This window comes from Actinomadura latina NBRC 106108 (assembly GCF_001552195.1).
GTDB lineage: Bacteria > Actinomycetota > Actinomycetes > Streptosporangiales > Streptosporangiaceae > Spirillospora > Spirillospora latina.
This window is the reverse complement of sequence record NZ_BCQS01000028.1, coordinates 95,952-116,681: the sequence shown is the minus strand read 5'-3', so window position 1 is coordinate 116,681 and position 20,730 is coordinate 95,952. Positions and strand designations below refer to the sequence as shown.

The 20,730-nt window shown below is 72.5% G+C and carries 22 protein-coding genes; 9 read left to right on the top strand and 13 right to left on the bottom strand.

Annotated features, from left to right (window positions below; translation table 11 throughout):
* The first annotated feature begins 121 nt into the window (after positions 1-121).
* The 4 genes from AL2_RS29350 (at position 122) to AL2_RS29335 (ending at position 4,996) form a co-directional block, all read left to right on the top strand.
* A complete protein-coding gene (locus AL2_RS29350) occupies positions 122-1,156 on the top strand; it encodes an ABC transporter ATP-binding protein (RefSeq protein ID WP_067639280.1) in 1,035 nt (344 codons plus the stop codon).
* 44 nt (positions 1,157-1,200) lie between these two features.
* Positions 1,201-2,061 carry a spermidine synthase gene (locus tag AL2_RS29345; protein ID WP_067639278.1) on the top strand — a complete coding sequence of 287 codons (861 nt, stop codon included), beginning with the start codon at positions 1,201-1,203 and terminating at the stop codon, positions 2,059-2,061.
* 67 nt (positions 2,062-2,128) lie between these two features.
* A complete protein-coding gene (locus AL2_RS29340) occupies positions 2,129-2,902 on the top strand; it encodes an SDR family oxidoreductase (protein WP_067639276.1) in 774 nt (257 codons plus the stop codon).
* Between the two features lie 60 nt (positions 2,903-2,962).
* Positions 2,963-4,996 carry an ATP-binding SpoIIE family protein phosphatase gene (locus tag AL2_RS29335; protein WP_067639274.1) on the top strand — a complete coding sequence of 678 codons (2,034 nt, stop codon included), beginning with the start codon at positions 2,963-2,965 and terminating at the stop codon, positions 4,994-4,996.
* 24 nt (positions 4,997-5,020) lie between these two features.
* Here AL2_RS29335 and AL2_RS29330 read toward each other — a convergent pair whose 3' ends face one another.
* The 8 genes from AL2_RS29330 to AL2_RS29295 form a co-directional block, all read right to left on the bottom strand.
* Positions 5,021-6,166: a VldE C-terminal domain-containing protein gene (locus AL2_RS29330; RefSeq protein ID WP_067639272.1), complete on the bottom strand. Its 1,146-nt coding sequence runs from the start codon at positions 6,164-6,166 to the stop codon at positions 5,021-5,023.
* 61 nt (positions 6,167-6,227) lie between these two features.
* On the bottom strand, positions 6,228-7,814 hold the full coding sequence (locus tag AL2_RS29325) for a fused response regulator/phosphatase (RefSeq protein ID WP_067639270.1): 1,587 nt from the start codon (positions 7,812-7,814) through the stop codon (positions 6,228-6,230).
* Positions 7,811-9,517, bottom strand: coding sequence for an ATP-binding response regulator (locus AL2_RS29320; RefSeq protein WP_067639268.1), 1,707 nt, complete (start codon positions 9,515-9,517; stop codon positions 7,811-7,813). The genes AL2_RS29325 and AL2_RS29320 overlap by 4 nt, the downstream gene beginning before the upstream one ends.
* Positions 9,518-9,520: 3 nt before the next feature.
* Positions 9,521-10,579: an ATP-binding SpoIIE family protein phosphatase gene (locus tag AL2_RS29315; protein ID WP_067639266.1), complete on the bottom strand. Its 1,059-nt coding sequence runs from the start codon at positions 10,577-10,579 to the stop codon at positions 9,521-9,523.
* On the bottom strand, positions 10,567-10,977 hold the full coding sequence (locus AL2_RS29310) for an anti-sigma regulatory factor (protein ID WP_376741310.1): 411 nt from the start codon (positions 10,975-10,977) through the stop codon (positions 10,567-10,569). Before AL2_RS29310 ends, AL2_RS29315 begins: the two co-directional genes overlap by 13 nt.
* A complete protein-coding gene (locus AL2_RS29305) occupies positions 10,974-11,336 on the bottom strand; it encodes an STAS domain-containing protein (protein ID WP_067639265.1) in 363 nt (120 codons plus the stop codon). Before AL2_RS29305 ends, AL2_RS29310 begins: the two co-directional genes overlap by 4 nt.
* Entirely contained in the window at positions 11,336-12,169 is an 834-nt protein-coding gene (locus AL2_RS29300) for an STAS domain-containing protein (protein ID WP_067639262.1), read from the bottom strand. The genes AL2_RS29305 and AL2_RS29300 overlap by 1 nt, the downstream gene beginning before the upstream one ends.
* A 194-nt stretch (positions 12,170-12,363) precedes the next feature.
* On the bottom strand, positions 12,364-13,203 hold the full coding sequence (locus AL2_RS29295) for a DUF4253 domain-containing protein (RefSeq protein WP_067639260.1): 840 nt from the start codon (positions 13,201-13,203) through the stop codon (positions 12,364-12,366).
* A 198-nt stretch (positions 13,204-13,401) separates the two neighbouring features.
* Between AL2_RS29295 and AL2_RS29290 the strand changes: the two genes are divergently transcribed.
* Together AL2_RS29290 and AL2_RS29285 are read left to right on the top strand one after the other, a co-directional pair.
* Positions 13,402-13,863 (top strand): NUDIX hydrolase, encoded by a 462-nt coding sequence (locus AL2_RS29290; RefSeq protein ID WP_067639258.1) that lies wholly within the window; start codon positions 13,402-13,404, stop codon positions 13,861-13,863.
* 61 nt (positions 13,864-13,924) lie between these two features.
* Positions 13,925-16,261, top strand: coding sequence for a penicillin acylase family protein (locus tag AL2_RS29285; RefSeq protein WP_067639256.1), 2,337 nt, complete (start codon positions 13,925-13,927; stop codon positions 16,259-16,261).
* 103 nt (positions 16,262-16,364) lie between these two features.
* Here AL2_RS29285 and AL2_RS29280 read toward each other — a convergent pair whose 3' ends face one another.
* Both AL2_RS29280 and AL2_RS29275 read right to left on the bottom strand, forming a co-directional pair.
* Entirely contained in the window at positions 16,365-16,928 is a 564-nt protein-coding gene (locus tag AL2_RS29280) for a TetR/AcrR family transcriptional regulator (protein ID WP_210747911.1), read from the bottom strand.
* The gene (locus AL2_RS29275) at positions 16,921-17,757 is read right to left on the bottom strand and encodes an alpha/beta fold hydrolase (protein WP_067639254.1); all 837 of its coding nucleotides are present in this window, start codon (positions 17,755-17,757) and stop codon (positions 16,921-16,923) included. The genes AL2_RS29280 and AL2_RS29275 overlap by 8 nt, the downstream gene beginning before the upstream one ends.
* A 98-nt stretch (positions 17,758-17,855) precedes the next feature.
* Here AL2_RS29275 and AL2_RS29270 point away from each other — a divergent pair, with 98 nt between their 5' ends.
* Positions 17,856-18,425 carry a hypothetical protein gene (locus AL2_RS29270; protein WP_067639252.1) on the top strand — a complete coding sequence of 190 codons (570 nt, stop codon included), beginning with the start codon at positions 17,856-17,858 and terminating at the stop codon, positions 18,423-18,425.
* Between the two features lie 18 nt (positions 18,426-18,443).
* Here the strand turns inward: AL2_RS29270 and AL2_RS36825 are convergent, their stop codons facing one another.
* The 3 genes from AL2_RS36825 to AL2_RS29265 all read right to left on the bottom strand — a co-directional run bounded on the left by AL2_RS36825 (position 18,444) and on the right by AL2_RS29265 (position 19,809).
* Positions 18,444-18,617 (bottom strand): DUF397 domain-containing protein, encoded by a 174-nt coding sequence (locus tag AL2_RS36825; RefSeq protein WP_312032860.1) that lies wholly within the window; start codon positions 18,615-18,617, stop codon positions 18,444-18,446.
* A 104-nt stretch (positions 18,618-18,721) separates the two neighbouring features.
* Positions 18,722-18,916 (bottom strand): DUF397 domain-containing protein, encoded by a 195-nt coding sequence (locus tag AL2_RS36820; RefSeq protein ID WP_083947018.1) that lies wholly within the window; start codon positions 18,914-18,916, stop codon positions 18,722-18,724.
* A 23-nt stretch (positions 18,917-18,939) separates the two neighbouring features.
* Complete coding sequence (locus AL2_RS29265; protein WP_067639250.1) at positions 18,940-19,809, bottom strand: helix-turn-helix domain-containing protein; 870 nt, start codon at positions 19,807-19,809, stop codon at positions 18,940-18,942.
* A 183-nt stretch (positions 19,810-19,992) separates the two neighbouring features.
* On the opposite strand from AL2_RS29265, the gene AL2_RS29260 reads away from it, so the two are divergent.
* Together AL2_RS29260 and AL2_RS29255 are read left to right on the top strand one after the other, a co-directional pair.
* Complete coding sequence (locus AL2_RS29260) at positions 19,993-20,310, top strand: hypothetical protein (protein WP_067639248.1); 318 nt, start codon at positions 19,993-19,995, stop codon at positions 20,308-20,310.
* Complete coding sequence (locus tag AL2_RS29255) at positions 20,307-20,537, top strand: hypothetical protein (RefSeq protein ID WP_067639246.1); 231 nt, start codon at positions 20,307-20,309, stop codon at positions 20,535-20,537. Before AL2_RS29260 ends, AL2_RS29255 begins: the two co-directional genes overlap by 4 nt.
* The last annotated feature ends 193 nt before the right edge of the window (positions 20,538-20,730 follow it).

Here is a 20,730-nt window from a genome sequence, read left to right as displayed (position 1 = left end):
GGCTGCCCGTTCCGGCCGCGCTGCCCCCGCGCCGAGGCGCTCTGCGCGGCCGAGAGGCCGCCGCTCGTCACCGTCGCACCCGGTCACGAGGCCGCCTGCCATTTCGCCGAGGAGGTCCACCGTGCCGGACCCGGATGACGCGCCGATCCTCCAGGTGGAGGGGCTCGCCAAGCACTACCCCGTGACCCGCGGCGTAGTGGTCAAGCGCGCGGTCGGCCACGTCAAGGCCGTGGACGGCGTCGACCTGGAGCTGCGGCGCGGCGAGACGCTCGGCGTCGTCGGCGAGTCCGGGTGCGGGAAGTCGACGCTGGCGAAACTGCTGCTCGCCGCCGAACGCCCCACCGCCGGGACGGTCCGCTTCGACGGCCGGGACGTGTTCGCGCTGCCGAAGCGGGAGCTGCGGGCGCTGCGCCGCCGCATCCAGCTGGTGATGCAGGACCCGTACTCGTCGCTCGACCCCCGCATGACGGTCGGCGACATCGTCGGCGAGCCGTTCGCGATCCACCCGGACGCCGCGCCGAAGAGGGAGCGGCGCGCACGCGTCCGGGAGCTGCTGGAACTCGTCGAGCTCGACCCCGGTCACGTCAACCGGTACCCACACCAGTTCTCCGGCGGGCAGCGCCAGCGCGTCGGGATCGCCCGCGCCCTCGCGCTGCGCCCCGACGTGGCCGTGTGCGACGAGCCGGTGTCGGCGCTGGACGTCTCCGTCCAGGCCCAGGTGATGAACCTGCTCGCCGAACTGCAGCGCGAACTGGGCCTGGCGTACGTGTTCATCGCGCACGACCTGGCCGCCGTCCGGCACATCTCCGACCGGGTGGCCGTCATGTACCTCGGCAGGGTGGTCGAGACCGGGGACGAGACGCAGATCTACGAGCATCCGACGCACCCGTACACGCAGGCGCTGCTGTCGGCCGTCCCCGTGCCCGACCCGGACGCGCCCGGCTGGTCGGGGCAGATCCAGCTGGAGAGGGAGCCGCCGTCGCCGCTGGACCCGCCGTCCGGCTGCCGGTTCCGCACCCGCTGCTGGAAGGCGCGGGAGATCTGCGCGGACGAGGTACCGGCGCTGGAGGAGCGAGAAGGGTCCGGCCACCCCAGCGCATGCCATTTCGCGGCCGAGCAGACCCTCACCGAACGAACGTCGACCCCCCGGCTCTGAGCGGGCCCGCGTGCCCCGGCGGGAGGGGTCCGTAGGGTGGGGGCATGGCACGCAAGCACAGGCGCGATCCCCCGCCGCGGACCTACAGGATCGCCGGCGGGGAAGCGGAGCTGCTGCGCGACGCCGACCGCGACGGCGGCTGGATGCTGCTCGTCGGCGGTGTGCCGCAGTCCTACGTGGACCTGTCCGACCCGACGTACCTCGACTTCGAGTACATGCGGCTGATCGGCGACGTGGTCGACTGCGCCGGCGTGGACGGCGAGGCGTTCGACGCGGTCCACATCGGCGGCGCCGGCTGCACGCTGCCCCGCTACATCGCCGCGACGCGGCCGGGTTCGCGGCAGATCGTGCTGGAGCCGGACGCGGAGCTGGTGCAGCTCGTCCGCGACCGGCTGCCGGTCAAGGGCGTCCCGGGCCTGCGGATCCGCATCACCGACGGGCGCACCGGCATCGCGGCGCTCGCCGACGACGCCGACGACCTGGTGGTGATGGACGCGTTCGCCGAGGCGTCCATGCCGCCCGAGCTGGCCACCCGCGAGTTCGTCCTGGACGCCGCCCGGGTGCTGCGGCCCCGCGGCGTCTACCTGGTCAACGTCGCCGACGGGTTCCGGCTGCCGTTCGCGCGCCGGGTGACCGCAACGATCCGGTCGGTGTTCCGGCACACGGTGCTGATGGGCGACCCGGGAGTGCTGCGGGGCCGCCGGTTCGGCAACCTGATCGTGGCCGCGTCGCAGGAGCCGCTGCCCGTCGCCGCCCTGACCCGCCGCGCCGCGGGCGGCATCGTCCGGGCCCGCGTCATGGACGGCGGCGACCTCGCCGCGTTCTGCGCCGGGGCCGCGCCGCTGCACGACGGCGAGGAGATCGTCACGCCCGTCCCCCCACCGCAGGTCTTCGGGACGTCCTGAGAGACGGGCGGAGAGCCGAACAGAGACGAAGCCGCAGAGACGAAGCCGCAGAGACGCAGGAGGAACCATGATTCTCGTGACCGGGGCGAGTGGCACGCTCGGCCGGCCGGTCGCGCGGCTGCTGGCGGAGGCCGGCGCCGACGTGCACGGGCTGAGCCGCCGCGAGAGGGCTCCCGAGCCCGGCCTGACCTGGCACAAGGGCGACCTATGGGCCGGCGAGGGCGTCGACGCGGCGGTCGAGGGCGCGGAGACGATCGTGCACTGCGCCAGCGACCCGTTCCACGCCAAGCGGGACCTGCCCGCCGCCCGGCGGCTCATCGAGGCCGCGCGCGGTCAGGGCGCCCCGCACCTGGTCTACATCTCGATCGTGGGCGTCGACAAGATCCCCTATGGGTACTACCGGACCAAGTACGCGGTGGAGCGGCTCATCGAGGACTCCGGGCTGCCGTACACGATCCTGCGGACGACCCAGTTCCACACCCTCCCGGACATGGTCTTCAACGTCCTGTCCAAGATCCCCGGCGTGGTCGCGGTGCCGAAGGGGCTCCGCGACCAGCCGATCGACGTGACCGAGGTCGCGGCGCGGCTCGCCGAACTCGCGCTCGCCGCCGGGCCCGCGCGGCGCGTGGACGACATGGGCGGCCCGGAAGTGCTGACCGCCGAGGAGATGCTGCGGGACTACCTGGCGGCGCGCGGCCTGCGGCGTCCCGTCCGGGTGCCGCTGCCGCTGCCGGGCAAGGCCGGGCGCGGGTTCAGGGCGGGCCACCACCTCACGCCGGACCACGCCGTGGGGACGCGGACCTGGCGGCGGTTCCTGGAGGAGGCCCACGGGCAGGGTTAAGGACGGATTTCCCCGGCCGTATCGGCCGCATCGGGCCGTGCGATGTCCCATAATCGAGCGATGGAGTCGTCCACCCGAATTCTTATTCTCGGCATGGATTCGTCGGGGAGAATTCTGCAGTTCGACCGCAACGCCGCCGCGGTTCTCTCCCGGAATGCGGACGACCTGCTGGGCGCCTACCTGGACGAGGTGTTCCCCGGCGCGCGGGAGCCGCTGCTGGAGGCGCTGAAGGCCGGCCGGGAACGCACCGCCATGCTCGCCGTGGAGACTCCGGCGAGCGGAACACTGGACGCGGTCGTGACCGTCCACCCGATGAGCGGCGGCCTGCTGAACGGCGGCCCGGCGGCCGGCGGCGGCGCGCCCGGCATGACGGCGCTCGCCGTCATCCGGGTGCCGGTGCCGCTCGCCGACCGGTTCGTCGACCCGGCCGTCATCCGCCGGGCACTGCTGGACGACGCGCTCCCGCGCATCGGCTCCACCCTCGACCTGGAACTGCTGGCCCGCGGGCTGATGGACGTCCTCGTCCCGCATTTCTGCAACTCCGGCGCGCTGCTGCTCGCCGAGAGCCACATCGACGCCGACGAGCCGCCGGAGGGCCCCGACGGGCCGCAGCTGCGCCGGATGGCGATCGGGTTCGACGACGAGGACCCGGCGTGGGACGCGACGTTCCCGACCGGCGAGTCGCTCGTCTACCCGCCGGGCACGCCCCACACGCTGTGCCTGGAGTCCGGCGAGCCGGTGCTGCGCTCCCTCGGCGGCGAGGGCGCGGCGAGGCTCGCGGGCGCGTGGCGCCGCCCGCCGGTCGCCGACCTGCTCAAGGGCGCGTCGATGCTGCTGCTCCCGATCGTGTCGTCGGCCGGCGTCCTGGGGTTCTTCGTCTGCACCCGCAACGTGGCGCACCGGCCGTTCGACGCCTACGACGTCGAGATCGGGATGGAGTTCGCCAACCGGGCGTCCATCTTCGTGGAGAGCGCCCGCCAGTACTCGCGGGAGCGCGCCACCGCGCTCACCCTGCAGCGCAGCCTGCTGCCGACCGGCCTGTCGGCGCCGTCGACGGTCGAGGTGCACCACCGCTACCTGCCCGGCAGCCGCCGCATCGAGGTCGGCGGCGACTGGTACGAGTCGATCGCGCTGCCCGGCGCCCGCGTCGCGCTCGTGGTCGGCGACGTGGCCGGGCACGGCGTGAAGGCCGCCGTCACGATGGGGCGGCTCCGCACCGCCATCCACACCCTCGCCGGGCTGGAACTGCCGCCCGCCGAGGCGCTGGAGCGGCTCGACGCGCTGATGGCGACGCTCGGCGAGCGCGAGCCGCACTTCGCCACCTGCGCCTACGTCGTCTACGACGCGGTCAGCGGGCAGTGCGAGGTCGCGAGCGCCGGGCACCTGCCGCCGCTGCTCGCCCCGCCCGGCGCCGCCTCCGAGTACCTGCCGGTGCCGCCCGCGCCGCCGCTCGGCGTCGGCGGCGACCGCCCGATCGTGACCCGCGAGTTCACCGTCGAGGACGGCACGCTCCTCTTCCTCTACACCGACGGCCTGGTCGAGAACCGGGCCCGCGACATCGACGACGGGCTGGCCCGGCTGCTCGCCACGTTCGGGCCGGGCGCCGCCGCCCGTCCCCTGGAGGACCTGTGCCAGGCGGCGCTCGACGGCGTCTACGACGACCAGCACCGCGACGACATCGCGATGCTCGTCGCCCGGCTGGCGCGCATCCCCGCCGACCACCACGCCACCTGGGAGCTGCCCGCCGAGCCCGCCGCCGTCCGCCGGGCCCGCGGCCTCGTCCGGGACCGGCTCGCCCGCTGGGACCTCGACGAGCTCACCCACTCCACCATGCTGCTGGTGTCCGAGCTGGTCACCAACGCGATCCAGCACGCGGGCGGGCGCATCACGCTGCGGCTGGTGCGGGAGGGCGGCCTGGTCTGCGAGGTCTTCGACTCCTCCGACGGCGCTCCCCGCATCCGCTTCCACGACGACGAGGACGACATGCTGGAGTCGGGCCGCGGCCTGCACGTCGTCGGGCGGCTGGCGAAGCGCTGGGGCGTGCGCCGCACCGCCGGCGGCAAAGTGGTCTGGTGCGAGCAGGAACTGCCCTGATCCCGTCCCGGGGATGTGGCGGGCTCAGCGCAGCACCGAGATGTGCACGTGGTCGTAGTGGTTCTGGGTGAGGCCGCCGCGGTCCGCCATCGGCCGCCACCCGCCGCCGCGCACGTTCCAGATGTGCTGCTTCCAGATGACGTAGGAGATGCCGAGCCGCCGCGCGTTCGCGACCGCGTACCGGGCGACCTGGTCGCCGTGCCGCTGCGCGCCGGCGCTCGGCATCCGCCCGCCGGTGCTCTCCATGAAGTCGCAGGCGCGGCCGTCGCCGTGGTCCTGCGGGTCGCCGGTGGAGCGGTAGCAGCCGATCACCGGGAACGGGCCGAACATGCCCGCGATCTCCAGCAGGGCGGTCCGCATCGTGGGCGTCATCATGTTGCCGGTGATGGGGGTGCGGTCGCCCGCCGCGCCGTCCGGCCGGCCGGTCACCTGCGGGCGCCCCCTGCGCTTCGAGGACGTCCCGGACGTCCGGGGCGGCGCCAGCGCCGCCACCTTCGTCCCGCGCGGGAGGATCTTCCTCAGCCGCTTCGCCAGCTTCGCCGCGTCGGTCTTCGGGGCGCTGATCAGTAGCCCGTTCCCGTCCGGCAGGCCCAGCGCGCGGGCCTGCTCGCGGGACACGACGGCGTCGACGTCGCCGATGCCCATCGACGCGTAGGCGCCGACTCGCACCTTCCCGGGGCCGGTGCTGCGCCCCGCCGGGACGACCGCGCCGAGCGGCAGCCCGCCGTCGCGGCTCTGCTCGAAGGAGACGGCGAGCCCGCCGGACGCGACCGTCTGCCACAGCCGGTCGGACTCCGCGGTCGCCTCGGGCGCGAACGCCCGGAACGTCGACGGGTCGACGCCGAGCAGCCCCATCCTGCGCCCGCCGACGCTGGCCCGGGCGGCGTCCACGACCGTGAGGCCGGCGACGCCCCGCAGGCGCCGCGTCCGCTCCACGACCCCCGGCGGCAGCGGGGACGTCCCGGCGACCAGCAGGTGCGGCGTGTACCGCCGGGTCAGCGGCGCGACCGCCGGCGCCTGCGGCGCGGCGCCCCGGTCCACCGACACGAGGTTCCCGGCCTTGGCCGGCTCGTCGCCCGCCCGCGACATGAGCACGGTGACGTCGACCGCGAGCGTGAGGACGATTCCCGCCCCGATGAACGCGGAGAGAGCCCGCCCACCCCGTCGCATCCGACCCCGATCCCCTCGCCGTCCTCCGCCGCATCGTAGGGGAGCGGGCCGCCGTGCGGCATCAGTGCCCGTCCTCCGCGCGGCGGACGACGACCAGGGCGACGTCGTCCTCGCGGTGCCCGAACTCGGCGAGGACGCGGTCGCTGAACCGCTCCAGATCGTCGTCGACGTCCGCCGCGACGATCCGCAGCCGCTCCATGTTGTCGGCGAGCGGGATGCCGCGGTCCTCGATCAGCCCGTCTGTCAGCAGCACGACGGTGCCGCCCGGCGGGACCTCGGTCTCCTCGACCGCGACGTCGTCGACCGGGAAGCCGAGGATCACGCCGCCGCCCCGGCCGTAGTGGGCCCGGCCGCCGGAGATGTGCAGCGGCGGGAGGTGCCCGGCGCCGGCGATGTGAAGCCGGCCGCTGCGAGGGTCCAGCGTCATCAGGCACATGGTCGCGGTCTGATCGTCGTGGTAGCGCTCCATCACGTCGTTCAGCAGCCGGAGGATCCGGACGGGGCCGTGGCCCTCGGCCGCGAAGGCGCGCAGCGCGTGCCGGAGCTCCGCCATCACCGTCGCGGCCCGCAGCGAGTGCCCCTGCACGTCGCCGATGGCGACCAGGACCCGGTCGCCCCGGTCGAGGACCTCGTAGAAGTCGCCGCCGACCTCGGCCTGGTCGCCGGCCGGCTCGTAGCGGACCGCGAACTCCCAGCCCGGCACCGGCGGCAGCGACGCCGGCAGCAGGCTGCGCTGCAGCGTCAGCGAGATCGTGTGCTCCTCGGTGTAGGTCCGGAGCGCCGCGAGCGCGAGCGCCACCGCCTGACCCAGCTGGCGCAGCAGGTTGGTCTCGGCGTCCTCCGGCGCGCCTCTGGCCTCGATCGCGATGCAGATGGGCGGGTGGCCGTGCTTCAGCCGCGACACCACCAGCAGGACGTCGTCCTGCAGCACGCTGTCGCGCACCAGTCCCCGCCAGTCCCGCAGCGGCACCCGCGTGATCTCCGTGCCGGTGTCGCCGCCCAGCGCGGTCAGGCCGGTCAGCTGCTCGATGAGGCCCGGCGGGTAGTCGCGTTGCTGCGGCCCGCCGCCGGCCTCGATGACCCGCCGCGGCCGGCCGCCCGGCGGCACGATGAACACGGCGGCCGGCCCCTCGAAGATCGTGTACGCGCCGTCCGCGGCGACCTCCGCCAGCCGGTCGAAGGACCCGGCCGCGTTGATGGCCAGGGACGTGCGGGTGAAGTCGGACATGCGGCGCACCAGCCGCTCGGCCCGCCGCCGCGCCTGGTAGTAGCGCAGCACCGCCTCCACCGTGGCGAGGAACTCGTCCGGGTCGATGGGATCGGTCATGTAGGCGTCGGCGCCCCGGCGCAGCCCGTGGGTGCGGGCGGCGACGTCCACGGCCTGCGCCGAGATGTGGATGACGGGCAGCGACCGCGTCTCCGGTTCGGACTTGATCCGCTCGCAGACTTCGATACCGCTCAGGTCCGGGAGCTTGACGTCCAGCACCACCAGGTCGATGTCGTGCCCGGCGAGCCGCTCCCAGGTCTCCGCCGCCGATGCGGCCTCCACCACCGTGTGCCCGGCGCGGCGCAGCCAGCTTCCGACGATGTACCGCTTGGCGTCGCTGTCGTCGACCACCAGCGTCCTCCATGCCGCGGCGCTCGTCATGTCCCCTCCTGGGCGCGGTGGGCCCGGGCGGCGCGCACCGCTTCGGCCAGGGTCTCCGGGCCGAGCACGTCCTTGCCCACCACGGCGTCCGCGCGCCGCAGCCGCGGGTCGTCCAGGGCCGCGGTGTCCGCCGAGGTGACCAGCACGACCGGTGTGGCGGCCGGGAGCCGGGCGAGGACCTCGTAGCCGTCCATGCCGGGCATGCGCAGGTCCAGCAGGATGAGGTCGGGCGGGTCCGCGGCGACCGCGGCCAGGGCGGCGCTCCCGTCGGCCGCCTCGCCGATCCGGTCGGCGGCCCCGTCCACCAGGCCGCGCAGGATGCGGCGGGCCGGTTCATCGTCGTCCACGATGAGGACGTGTCCCAGCCGGGCCGGGCCGTGCCGCGCCGGCAGCCGCAGGACCACGGTCGTGCCCTCGCCGATGACGCTGTCGAGCACCACGTCGCCGCCGAGTGCGCGGGCGAGCCGGCGGGCGTAGGGCAGGCCGAGGCCCGTGCCGCCGGTCCCGCTGCCGGGCACCCGGTAGAACTCCTCGAAGACCCGTTCCCGCTCGGCGGGCGGAATGCCCGGGCCGGTGTCGGCCACGGTGAACTCCACCTGCCCGGCGGCCGCCCGGACGGAGAGCCGGACTCCGCCCTTCTCGGTGAACTTCAGCCCGTTGCCCACCAGGTTCCGCAGGATCCGGGAGAGCATCTCCGCGTCGGTGACGAGGACGGGCGGCGCTCCGGCGGCGTCCACGGTGAACGTGAGCCCGGCCTGCTCCGCCATCGGGCTCAGCAGCTCCGCCAGCTCCCCGAGCAGCGCGGGCACGTCCGTCGGCGCCGGGAGCGGCTCCAGCCTGCCCTGTTCGGCCTTCGCCATGTCCAGCAGCTCGTTCACCAGCGACAGCAGCGTGCCGCCGGTGTCGCGGATCAGCGTGATCTGCTGCCGCTGCTCGCCGGTGAGCGGGTCGGCGGCGGGGTCGAGCAGCAGCCGGGTGAGCCCGATGACGGCGTTCACCGGCGTGCGCAACTCGTGGCTGATGTTGGCCCAGAACCGGTTCTTCGCCTCGCCCGCCTCGCGCAGCTGGTCGGACTTCTCCTCCAGCTCGGCGTACAGCGCCACGACGCCCCGGTTCGTCTCCTCCAGTTCTCCGGAGATCTCGCCGTAGAGGGCCATGACGCCGTGGTTGGTCTCCTCCAGTTCGGCGTTCAGGGTCCGCAGCTCCTCCCGCTGCCGCTGCAGGTCCTCCAGCGCCGCCAGCAGTTCGGCGTTCTGCGTGCGCAGCTCCTCGAGGGCGGGGGCGGGGCGCAGCCGCCCGAGCCGCGCGCGGATGTCGTCCAGCGCCAGTCCGGCCGCCCGGTCGGCGCCGGCCGGAAGATCCTTGCGGAGCAGGATGCGGGCGCCCTTCTCCGTCTTCTCCTCGACGAGGCTCATCAGGCGCGCGGCGGCGGCCCGGTACTCGGTCCCCCGCTCCGCGCCCGTCCGCGGTTCGAGGTCCAACTCGATGACCAGGGCCGGCCGGCGGCGGTCGAGCCGGAACACGACCGATATCCGGTCGGCGCAGGCGTACAGCTCCCGGCCGACCTCGCTGAGCGCGGTGGCGACCCGGACCTGGTCCTGCTGGTCGAGGCCGACGGCGGCGGCGACCTGCCGGCCCGCCTGCCGGACGGCGAACACGCCCTCCTCGTCCGCGATCTCGATGCGCAGCAGATCCTCGGCCATGCCTCACCCCCGGCCGGACGTCGCCACGGCGAGCACCGACCGGTCGTCGTGGTGGACCCCGGCGTCGCGCAGCAGCGTCGCCGCGACCAGCAGCGGGTCGCGGCCGAGCAGGCCCGGCCGGTCGGAGAGGCTCCAGCGGCTGGTCAGGCCGTCGGAGTGCAGGACCACCGCCGCGCCCGGCGGCAGCGGATAGGTGTGCTCGTGGATCCGGCCGGTGCGCGTCCCGGCGATCCCGGGCACGGAGATCATGCCGTGCCGGCGCTCCGGCCCGATGATCCAGCCGGCGATGTTGCCGATCCCGGCGAACCGGACCCGCCCGGCGGCCGGCTCGACGGCGGCGACCGCGACGGCGCCGCCCCGGGTGCCGGTCATCCCGTCCCGGACGCGCCGCAGGATCTCGGCGGGAGCAGCGGGCAGGGCCGTCTCGTGCGCCGTCCGGACGGCCTCCCCGGCCGCGCGCGCGGCCAGCGGCCCGTGCCCGAGCCCGTCGCAGAGCAGCGCGTAGACCGTCCCGTCCACCAGCCGGGCCGTGTAGGCGTCGCCGCACTCCGTCTCGCCCTCGATCGGCACCGCCAGGCCGGCGAACGGCGGGCCCGCCGCGCCCGGGTCGGCGGTCGCGTCCGGCGGCCGGAACCGCGCGTACAGCACGGTGCCGGCCCGGGGCAGCGAGTACAGGCCGCAGCGGTCGGAGAGCCGCTCGATCGAGCCCAGTCCCACGCCGAGCGTCCCGCGGGTCGAGTAGCCGTCCAGCAGGGACACCGGCACGTCGGCGATGCCGGGGCCGCGGTCGATGGAGACGAACTCCAGCGTGGCGTCCCCGCCGTCCCGCACGATGCGGACGAGCATCTCGCCCTGCCGCGCGTGCGCGACCAGGTTCGTCGCGGCCTCGGTCGCCGCGAGCCGCACCTGTTCGAGGCGTTCCCCGGCGAACCCGAGCCGCTCGGCGAGCGCGGTGACGCGCCGGCGCACCCCCGCCGCGGCGCTCTGCTCCTCCACCCGCATCCGCAGCGAGTCGCCGGCGGGCGGGCTGGTCGTCCAGCCGTCCCCGGTCAGCGCGGCCATTTGGCCACCGTCACCGTGGTTCCCTTACCGGGCTCGCTGGTCAGGCTGAACTCGTCGCTCAGCCGCCGCGCGCCGGACAGGCCGAGGCCGAGCCCGGTGCCGCTCGTCCAGCCCTCGGTGAGGGCCTGCTCCACGTCCGCGATGCCGGGCCCCTCGTCGTGGAAGACGATGCGGATACCGGGGCGGGCCCGCTCGCCGGTCGCCCGCTCGATGCGCATCGTGCCGCCGCCGCCGTAGGCGTAGGTGTTGCGCGCCAGCTCGCTGGCCGCCGTGACGATCTTGGTCTGGTCGACCAGGGACAGCCCGGCCGCCGCCGCGGCGGCCCGCACCAGCTGCCGGACGCGCACCACGTCATCGCCCGACATGATCGGCACCTCCTCGCCGGACGGGAATGTCACGGTCCGTCCGCTGAGGCGCCGAGCAGCCGCATGCCCATCTCGAGGTCCAGCGCGGTGCGCACCCCGCCGAGCGACAGCCCGAGCTCCACCAGCGTGATCGCCACGGCGGGACGCATCCCGACCACCACCGTCTCGGCGTCTATGAGCCCCGCCATGGACGCGATGGTGGCGAACGTCCGGCCGATGAACGAGTCGATGATGTCCACCGCCGTGATGTCGATGATCAGGCCGTGGGCGCCGGTGGCGACGATCCGCTCCGCCAGGTCCTCCTGCAGCGCCAGCACGGTCTGGTCCTGCAGGTCGACCTGGATCGACACGAGCAGGACGTTCCCGATCTTGAGGATGGGCACGCGCTCCATCAGGCCCCCGCCTCCCGGACGGCGCGCACGCCGGCGCGCCGCAGCGTATACGCCAGCGCGTCGGCGAGGTCCGCCTTCGTGACGATGTCGCCGAACTCGATGCCGAGCGTCACGATCGTCTGCGCGATCTGCGGCCGGACGCCGGAGATCACGCACTCGGTGCCCATCAGCCGGGCCGCCATGACGGTCTTCAGCAGATGCTGGGCGACCTCGGTGTCCACGGCGGAGACCCCGGTGATGTCGATCACCGCGAACCGCGAGCCGGTGTCCACCAGCGACTGCAGCAGCGTCTCCATCACCACCTGGGTGCGGGCCGAGTCCAGGGTGCCGACGAGCGGGACGCCGAGGATCCCGTCCCACAGCTTCACCACGGGCGTCGACAGCTCCAGCAGCTGCTCGGCCTGGTCGGCGATGATCTGCTCGCGGGCGGCCGCGTAGTCCTCGAACGTCGCCAGCCCGAGCTCGTCGACATAGGCCGAGAAGTGGATGAGCCCGCCGTAGGCACGCTCGTCCCGGGTGGTCCGGATCTGCTCGTACAGCGCCTGTTTCAGCGCGAACACGCCGATCGCGGTCTCGGTCGGGCTGAACCCCTGCCGGGCCCGGCCGCGCGATATCTCCGCCAGCGCCGCCCGCAGCTCCCCGGCGGCCGTGCCGTCGCCGCCGAGGGCCCTCACGATGAGGCCGTACAACTCGGTCAGCTCCGCACGGATCTCCCGCTCGGTCATCCGCGTGCGGACACTGGTCCCGACGAGTTCGATCCAGCGGCCCAGCACCGGCTCCCGCCAGATGCGCAGCAGCTCGGCGATATGCCCGCCGCCGGATCCCTCGGTCATGGCCGCGCCCCCATCCGTCCACCGGACCGGACGGCGGCCGCTCGGCGGGGTGCCGCCCGCGCGCTCACTCGGGGGCGTCCGTCCAGGCCGCGCCGCCCGGTGCTCACCCGCCCCACCGTAACCGCCGATCGGGTGCGTGCCACCCCGGATGACCTGCACGTTCACGCACCATGACCACGTTTTGGGTCAGCGGGTCAGTCCCACCAGAACGTCCAGTAGGTCTTGCCGCGGATCTCCTCCGCGTAGCCGGCGAGGGTGCCGGGGCCCTGGAACAGGATGTCGGGGCAGAACGACCAGTGCTCCGCCGCGACGTGGACGGCGTGCCGGATGGTGACCGGAGGCGCGGCGACGCTGAGCTCCAGCGTGTTGAAGCCGAGGCCGACGACGCGGGCGCCGAACCGGTCCTCCCAGCTGCGCAGGACGGCCGACAGCGGCGCCGTCCACTCGTTGTGGTTGAGCGCGCCCTGCCAGCCGACGGCGGCGAGCGAGTCGGCGCCCCGCTCCACCGCGACCAGGCCCAGCGACAGGTCGCGGGCGGCGAGGACGCGCGCGTAGCGGTCGGCCATCGTGCCCGGGTCGTCGAGCGGCACGCCGGCCGGGGCGGGGCCGGGGCAGTGCCGGCCGTAGGGGGCGAGGTCGTCCAGGTCCTCGTCGGCCGCCTGCTCGGCGAAGTCCGCCCAGACCTCGTACATGAACGCGTGCGGGTGGTAGTTCGCGACTTCGCTCACCGGCTCGGGCGCGATCTGGCCGGCCGCCCAGGGCTGGTCGGTCTCGTCCATCAGCAGCGGCCAGAGCCCCGACCGGTGGTGCTCGGCGCGCAGCGCGGCCCACAGGTCGCCGCGGACGGGGTCGTCGCTCAGCCAGAACGCGGGCCGCAGGAGCGGCCGCCGCTGCGGGTAGCCGGGATCGGGCCAGACCAGATCCCCGTCGGGCAGCGGCGCCGCCAGCGTCCGCCCGGCGGCGTCGTCCCCGACGCCGCCGTCGAACAGCTGCGGCAGGTCGCCCGGCAGGTGCCGGACCTCCACATCATCCATTTCACGCCGTTCCGGTACAGAGCATGCCAGTGGCGATCGTAACGGCGGTGAGGCCGCCCAGGGGGACGACCCGTGCGGATCGGCGCGATCTCCCCGGGCCGATCGGCGGAGCGGGCCACACCGCCCACGGAGGGCAGCCCTGGGCGCACGGCTCCTCGGGGTGGTCTACGGTTTCTGCGAGGTGACATGAGAAGCGCAATGAAACACAGCGCGGAGGCGACGGTCCGCCGCGCCGTCCGCGCCCTCCTGCTGGACGGCGACGCGCTCGTCCTGCTCCGCCGCACCCGCCCGGACCGCCCCGTCTACTGGACGACCCCGGGCGGCAAGATCGAGCCTTCGGATGCGTCCCCCGAGGCCGCCCTGCGCCGCGAACTGGACGAAGAACTGGGTGCGACCGCGGGTCCCGTGCGGCAGGTCTTCGCGTGCGCCGAGCAGTCGCCGGATCTTCACCGCCTCAACACCTTCTACGTCTGCCGCCTGCTCACGATGGACCTATCGCGCCGCCACGGCCCCGAGTTCGAGGACCCGTCGAGGGGCCGCTACGACGTGGACCTCGTCCAGTGCGCCCCTGCCGCGCTGGCGCCCCTCGACCTCATCCCCGAGACCCTCGGCGCCTACCTGCAGGACCATGCCGCCGACCTTCCCGGCCTCGTCCCCTAGGTCTTGCCATAAATGGCGGCATGTGCGAATTTTGCTGCGCCTCTGTGATCAAGGAGCCCCTATGTCGCGTACCGGCCTGCGCGTGGCGGGAACCGCCGTGGCCGCCGCCGCCGTCCTGGCGCCCGTGTCCTCGTCCGCGGACACCGTCGGCGAACGCGGCATGTCGGCGACCATCCGCTACACCGAGTACGGCATCCCCCACATCACCGCGCCGGACTACGCGGGCCTCGGATACGGCACCGGCTACGCGGCGGCGAAGGACGACCTCTGCCTGATCGCGCAGGGCGTCGTCACCCTTCGCGGGGAACGCTCCAAGTACTTCGGCCCGGACGCCTCGCCGGACAGGTCGCTGTCGTCGGCGTCCACCAACCTGGCCGGCGACGTCTTCTTCACCGGGATCAACGACAGCGGGATCGTCGAGCGGCTGGCCGCCGCGCCCGCGCCCTACGGCCCCACCGGCGAGGTGCGCGAACTCAGCCGCGGCTGGGCCGCCGGCTACAACCGCTACCTGCGCGAGGGGAAGAACACCGACCCGGCGTGCAAGGGCGCCGCGTGGCTGCGGCCGATCACCGAGCTGGACGTCTACCGGCGCGGCTATGCCCTCGCCATGCTCGGCGGTTCCGGCATGGTCACCGACCAGATCACGGACGCGGCGCCGCCCGGCGATGCGCAGCCCAAGGCCCAGCCCCTGGAGAAGAGCGCCGAGGGCGTCCGCAAGCTGCTGGCGAACGCCGACATGGGCAGCAACGCCATCGCCGCGGGCGCCGACGCCACTGCGAACGGGCGCGGCCTGCTGCTCGGCAACCCGCACTATCCCTGGCACAACGGGCGGCGCTTCTGGCAGATGCAGCAGACGATCCCCGGCAAGCTGGACGTGAGCGGCGCCGCCCTGCTCGGTGCGCCGTCCGTCAACATCGGCCACACCTCGACGTTCGCGTGGAGCCACACCGTCGCGACCGGCGTCCCGTTCAGCCTGACCGAGCTGCGCCTGGTGCCGGGCGACCCGACGTCCTACTTCGTGGACGGCAAGATCGAGAAGATGACTCAGCGGAAGGTCACTGTCGAGGTCAGGCAGCCGGACGGCTCGCTCAAGCCGGTCACCAGGACGCAGTGGCGGAGCCGCTACGGCCCGATCGTCACGTCCGTCTCGTCCATCGGGCTTCCGTGGACGACCTGGAACGCCTACGCGATCTCCGATCCGAACGCCACCAACCTGCGCCTGGCCAACACCTCGCTCGCCCTGGACAGGGCCCGGACCACCGACGAAGCCGTCCGCGCGCTGAAGCAGACCCAGGGCCTGCCGTGGGTCAACACCATCGCCGCAGACTCGCGGGGGAGGGCGCTGTTCGCCCAGATCCAGGTGCTGCCCAACGTCACGAACGCGTTCGCGGACCGCTGCAACTCGCTCCTCGGGCACCTGACCTTCCGCCAGGCGGGCCTCGCCATCCTGGACGGCACCCGATCGTCCTGCGCCCCCGGCAAGGCCCCGGGCACCGTCCAGCCGGGCATCCTCGACCCGGACCGGTATCCGGTGCTGAACCGGGGCGACTACGTCGCCAACTCCAACGACAGCTACTGGCTGTCGAACCCGGAGGAGCCGCTGACCGGCTACGACCGCATCATCGGCGACGAGAAGACCGCCCGCAGCCTCCGCACGAGAAGCGGCATCGTCTCCGTCCAGGACCAGCTCGCGAAGAGCAGATTCACGCGCGCCGACATGCAGGACCTCGTCTTCGCGAACCGCGACCAGGCGGGCGAACTGGCCGTCGCCGGGACCGTGGAGATGTGCCGCGGCATGCGCCTCGGCGAGCCCTGCGACGTCCTGGCCGAGTGGGACAGGACGGCCGACGCCGACAGCCGCGGCGCCCTTCTCTTCGACCGCTACTGGCGCAAGGCCCTCTCCGCGTGGGACCTGTGGAAGACGCCGTTCGACGCCTCCGACCCGGTCAACACGCCCCGCGACTTCAACCCGGGTTCTTGGGCCGCCCGCAAGGCCCTGATCGACGCGGTCGACGAGCTGAAGAAGTCGAACATCCCGCTCGACGCGCCTCTCGGCGACCACCAGTACGTCATGCGCAACGGCGAGAAGATCCCCCTCGGCGGCGGCACCGAGGACCTCGGCGTCCTCAACAAGATCGAAGCCCCCTGGACGCCCGGCAAGGGCTACACGGAAGTGAACACGGGCTCCAGCTACATCCAGGTCGTCTCCTTCGACGGCGACCCGTGCCCCGACACCCGGACCCTCCTCACCTACTCCCAGTCGGCCGACCCGACGTCCCCGCACTACGCGGACCAGACCCGCCTCTACTCCAAGAAGCAGTGGGTCACCGAACGCTTCTGCACCAGCGAGATCAACGAGGCCCCTGGCTTGAAGGTCGTCACCCTCACGGGGAAGTGACCCCCTCACGTTGGGGCCTCGATCAGGCCGGCGCTCGTTCACCGCACCACCGAGGCGGGCGGCACCCTGCGCGAGCCGCTGCTCGCGCCGCAGGAATGGTCGATCACCTGGCGCGCAGGCCGCGGTCGGCGAAGGCGATCAGCCACTCGAAGCTGTCGTCGATGTCGGCGCTCCACTGGAATCCGTTGGCGGACTCCAGCGTGGCGAAGCCGTGGCACAGGCTGCGCAGCGTGCGCAGAGCGTGGTCCACGTCGGAGTCCGGGACCTCGTAGCCGCGCAGGACGGCAGTGAACGCGCTCAGCAGCCGCTGACCGGCGGCGACCAGCGGATCATCCGGCGCGGACGGCTCCGCACCTATCGTCGCGGCGTACCGTCCGGGGTGCGTCACGACGAAGGCGCGGAACGCGCGCGCAGCGGCCGCAAGGGCGTCGCGGCCCGCGTACCCCTGGACGGCGCCGCCGACGGCGTCGGCGGCCTCGTCCATCGCCAGGACCGCGATGCGCCGATTGAGGTCTTCCAGGCCGTCCACATGCTTGTACAGGGACGGGGTGCGCACGCCCACCCGTTCGGCCAGCAGACCCATCGTCAGCTTGGCCAGGCCCACCTCGTCCGCCAGAGCGGCTCCGGCCGCGACCACGGCCGCCGGGTCGAGTCCGGCCCTAGGCACGCGCGGCGTCCGAGCGGAGGAAGCCGAGGACGAGGGAGACGACCTGGCCGGGGAATTGGTCGTGCGGGTAGTGCCCGGCCCCCTCGATCATCTCCAGGCGGCCGAGGCCGGACGGCAGGGCGTCGACGATCGCGGTCCCCTCGGCGTGCGGGTCGGCCCAGTCGGGGTCGAGCGCGCTCTCCACGACCAGGACCGGGCAGCGGACGTTGCCGAGCTGAGCACCGGCGTCGGTCGGGGCACCGCGGCCCATGCCCTGCATGGCCTTCATCCGCCCCGGCTCGCGCATCAGGGAGTCGATGCGGCCGATCCGCTCGTCCCAGTGGTCCGGCTTCGCGCCGGGGTAGGCGACGTCGAGGTAGGAGCGCCAGAACCGCACGCTGCCGAACATCGCCGTGCCGAGGAGGCGCATCATGCCCTGCCGGTAGCGCTTCACCTTCAGGTCGCCCAGCTTGATCGACTGCTTGCGCGTGAACGGCGCCAGCTCGACCACCGCGCTGACCAGCGAGGGCTGCTGCGCCGCCGCGATGGTGGCGGCGCCGCCCGAGATCGAGTGCCCGACGAGCACGGCCGGGCCGCCCAGGTGGCGGATCACGGCGAGCAGGTCGCCGGCGATGGCGGTGCGGCTCCACTCCGGCCAGTCGACGCTCGACTCGCCGCAACCCCGCAGATCGACCGCGGCGACCCGATACCCCGCCTCCACCAGCGGCGGAATCACGGCCCGGTACGCGGCCCGGCTGTCGCCCATGCCGTGCGCGAGAACGATCAGCGGACCGTTCCCCGCCACCTCATAAGCGATCGTGCCGCCCTCGACGGCCAGATACTCGGTCATGACATCCCCCCAAGTGGCTAATGATGTTAGCTAAAAGCTAATCTAATTAGCCAGTGCTGTCAACCGCGCTTCCTCCAGGCCGCAAGAGGCGCTGCCATATGCACCGGCTCGCCCGACTGTCCGCCGCTGAGCGCGACGCCCTCGTCGACGACTTCCTGGACAGCGCTTTCGGGGATCGGGACGCGGAGCCGCTCTCGCGCGTCCTGCACCGGTCCATGACACCCGGACTGCCGGACGACCCCACGTCCGAGCAGTTGGAGGCGTGGGTGGAGTTGGCCGAACTCGCCGAGGACCCGGAGTTCCGGACACTGATGCGTGGTCTGTTCACGGGGTACTCCGCTCCGGAGGCGGCTCCGCCGCGCAAGGACATCGTCGTGCTCGTCGCGGAGGCCGTGGCCCCGCTGCTGGCCGCAGGCGCCACCACCGGTTCGGCGGAAGCGGCTCAGGTCGTCACGCGAATCACCGCCGCCTACGCCGCCGTCCAGGGCAAGGCCGACAACGCCGCCTTGCGCGAAAGCCTCGCCGCCTACCTGAGCGCCGCCCGCGATCCGCGCCTCGTGCGCTACTCCGAGCTGCTTTCGATCATCAACGGCTGGAACCCGCCCGAGTATCCCAGCAGGGAGCTTGACTGGTTCCTCGAAGCAATGACCCAGACCGACCGTGCATAACTCGCCTTCGATGGTGGCCTAACGGTCGTACCGGCCGCCTCGGACCTCGGCTACGAACGCCGCCCAAGTGGCCAGGGCAAACGTAAGGTGCCCAGCGTTAGGTGTCTTGCTGTCACGCACTCCGACGTTCAATGCCAGGTCGGCTACCTCGACACAGTTCCCGGTCCCCCGCTGTAGCTGCTCTTGCGCCATGTGGCGGGCGGGAAATTGCTGCCATTGCTGCCTCGGTGGTTCTTCCGGCATCCGGCGTGGGACCGGACAGGCTTGTCCATGTTGGGCTTCCGTCACTGGTGTTGCTAGATGGTTCGCTTGATGCGCTGGTCGAGTCGCTGCCATGCGATGCGGGAGATGAACAGTATCGGCCCGTCAGGGTTCTTGCTGTCCCTGACTCCTATTCCTCCGCAGAATGACGCGACCTCGACACACTCGCCGTTTTGACCACTCCGAGCGCTCTTGCGCCATACGGTAGGGGCCGCGTCCGAGTTGCCCATCGTGCACATCCTTGTCGTTGTCCTCAGCTGATCGCATCCGCTACGCGGTTGATCAATGCTACCGAGTCGTCAGGATGTAGGGCAGCCGCGAGCAGATGGTCAAATGCAAGCATATATGCCTCAACGTCACTTGCACGCTCCAGGTAGATTCCATCTGGGATGGTTTCGAGGTACACCACGTTCGGGTCGGTCGGTTCGGCAAAGCCGAGGATGACGAACGGACCGGTGGCGCCGGCGTGGGCGCCGCACTTGAAGGGAACGATCTGGATGGTCGTCTTCCCTTGTTCCGACATCGTGACCAGGTGCGCAAGTTGCTCCCGCATGATCGCCGTACTGCCCACCGTGCGATGGAGCGCGGCTTCGTCCAAGACCACCCAGAGGCGTGGACGGTCCGGCTGAGTGAGGATTTGCTGTCGTGCTATGCGCACATGCACTCTGCGGTCGATCTCGTCAGGTTCCAGTTCCTGAGGGCCACCGCGGATCACCGCGCGGGCGTAATCAGGGGTCTGGAGGAAGCCCGGCACCACGAGGGGTTGGAACGCGCGGATGACTGCGGCACCGGATTCCAGACCGATATAGACCTCATATGGATCGGGGAGGACGTCGCGGAAGGAGTGCCACCAGCCGGGCCGGCGGGCCTCGCGGGCGAGTTGGATGAGCCCCTCCTTCTCGGGGCCCGTGACGCCGTAGAGGTCGAGTAGCTCGCGGACGCTGCGGGGCTGCGGCCTGGTGCGGCCGGTCTCTATGCGGAACAAGGTCGAGTTCGCCCACTCCAGGCGGCGCGTCACCTCGTCACGGGTGAGGCCGGCGGACTCGCGGCGCCTCGTCAACTCCAGCGCGAGGCGGCGGGCGCGGAGGAGCGGGCTGTGGCTCCGGTCTTGCTTGCCTGACACGTGGTTCTCCCTGTGTGAGCCGGATTTCACATGCAGTATTGCGCAGAGCATGTACGTAGTGCATTCTTGCGGACACAGAGTGCCACTGCCTGAAGGCATGGCGCAGGAGAACAGAGAGAGCGGCCCCGGTCGGTGCGGGCACACCGAGACCCGGGGCCTCGCCCGACTGGAAGGAGTCGGACTGTGGGCAATCTACCGAAGTCCCCGGAGGGCGCGGCGCTCGGCGGACCAGAGCGGGACGGGCTGTCGCTGGAGCGGTTCCGGGTTCTCGTGCGACTCATGTGGGCTCTTCGTGAGGTCGGGCAGGGGTCCGTGCTGTACCTGGATGCCACGGCGGAGCCCGTGCTCTCGGTTCCTCTCGCCGCGCGGCGGCGGTCGCTGGCGGTGCTCGGCGTCCAGGAGCGGGACGGGCGATGGGCCTACCTGTGGGACGCGGCCTGCAAGGTGCCGGCGGAGTCGGTGCGGCTGGCCGCTCGGCGGATCGCGGGGATGCCGTCGTGATCGTCTGGGAGCGGAGGGACGCTCGGCTGTCGTCCAGCGCGGGGCTCGGCGTGCGGGACGTTCGTGCTTACGTGCGAGGGACGCTGGAAGGGGCCGACCACTCGTTCGACCTGGACGACGTCGACCTGATGGTCTGCGAGATCGCCACGAACGCCGTCCGCCATGTGCGACATGAGGTCGCACACTTTGAGTGGCTGCGTCGATCGGAGGTTGTGATGGTGACGTAGCCCGGGTCAGTGTTCGAGATCTGTCTCCGCCCCGACGTGCGTGGCTGGTAACGGCCGGGTTCGAAGCTCGGGGTTCAAGCCCAAGGGTGCCCGTTTCCGCCGGGGGCCACAGGTGAGGAGAAGACCGGGCGGGTGAACGAAAGTGAACCCTTGATGAGGCCCCGTTATAGCGACTTCCCGGAGCGGAATGGTT

Excerpts from the sequence above, each read along its gene's own strand:
- AL2_RS29315 (WP_067639266.1), bottom strand. The coding sequence starts at position 10,579 with ATGGCCGCGCTGACCGGGGACGGCTGGACGACCAGCCCGCCCGCCGGC.
- AL2_RS36820 (WP_083947018.1), bottom strand. The coding sequence starts at position 18,916 with ATGGGCAACTCGGACGCGGCCCCTACCGTATGGCGCAAGAGCGCTCGG.
- AL2_RS29330 (WP_067639272.1), bottom strand. The coding sequence starts at position 6,166 with ATGCGACGGGGTGGGCGGGCTCTCTCCGCGTTCATCGGGGCGGGAATC.
- AL2_RS36825 (WP_312032860.1), bottom strand. The coding sequence starts at position 18,617 with ATGGCGCAAGAGCAGCTACAGCGGGGGACCGGGAACTGTGTCGAGGTA.
- AL2_RS29295 (WP_067639260.1), bottom strand. The coding sequence starts at position 13,203 with ATGGATGATGTGGAGGTCCGGCACCTGCCGGGCGACCTGCCGCAGCTG.
- AL2_RS29285 (WP_067639256.1), top strand. The coding sequence starts at position 13,925 with ATGTCGCGTACCGGCCTGCGCGTGGCGGGAACCGCCGTGGCCGCCGCC.
- AL2_RS29320 (WP_067639268.1), bottom strand. The coding sequence starts at position 9,517 with ATGGCCGAGGATCTGCTGCGCATCGAGATCGCGGACGAGGAGGGCGTG.
- AL2_RS29290 (WP_067639258.1), top strand. The coding sequence starts at position 13,402 with ATGAAACACAGCGCGGAGGCGACGGTCCGCCGCGCCGTCCGCGCCCTC.
- AL2_RS29345 (WP_067639278.1), top strand. The coding sequence starts at position 1,201 with ATGGCACGCAAGCACAGGCGCGATCCCCCGCCGCGGACCTACAGGATC.
- AL2_RS29340 (WP_067639276.1), top strand. The coding sequence starts at position 2,129 with ATGATTCTCGTGACCGGGGCGAGTGGCACGCTCGGCCGGCCGGTCGCG.
- AL2_RS29270 (WP_067639252.1), top strand. The coding sequence starts at position 17,856 with ATGCACCGGCTCGCCCGACTGTCCGCCGCTGAGCGCGACGCCCTCGTC.
- AL2_RS29325 (WP_067639270.1), bottom strand. The coding sequence starts at position 7,814 with ATGACGAGCGCCGCGGCATGGAGGACGCTGGTGGTCGACGACAGCGAC.
- AL2_RS29305 (WP_067639265.1), bottom strand. The coding sequence starts at position 11,336 with ATGGAGCGCGTGCCCATCCTCAAGATCGGGAACGTCCTGCTCGTGTCG.
- AL2_RS29300 (WP_067639262.1), bottom strand. The coding sequence starts at position 12,169 with ATGACCGAGGGATCCGGCGGCGGGCATATCGCCGAGCTGCTGCGCATC.
- AL2_RS29275 (WP_067639254.1), bottom strand. The coding sequence starts at position 17,757 with ATGACCGAGTATCTGGCCGTCGAGGGCGGCACGATCGCTTATGAGGTG.
- AL2_RS29335 (WP_067639274.1), top strand. The coding sequence starts at position 2,963 with ATGGAGTCGTCCACCCGAATTCTTATTCTCGGCATGGATTCGTCGGGG.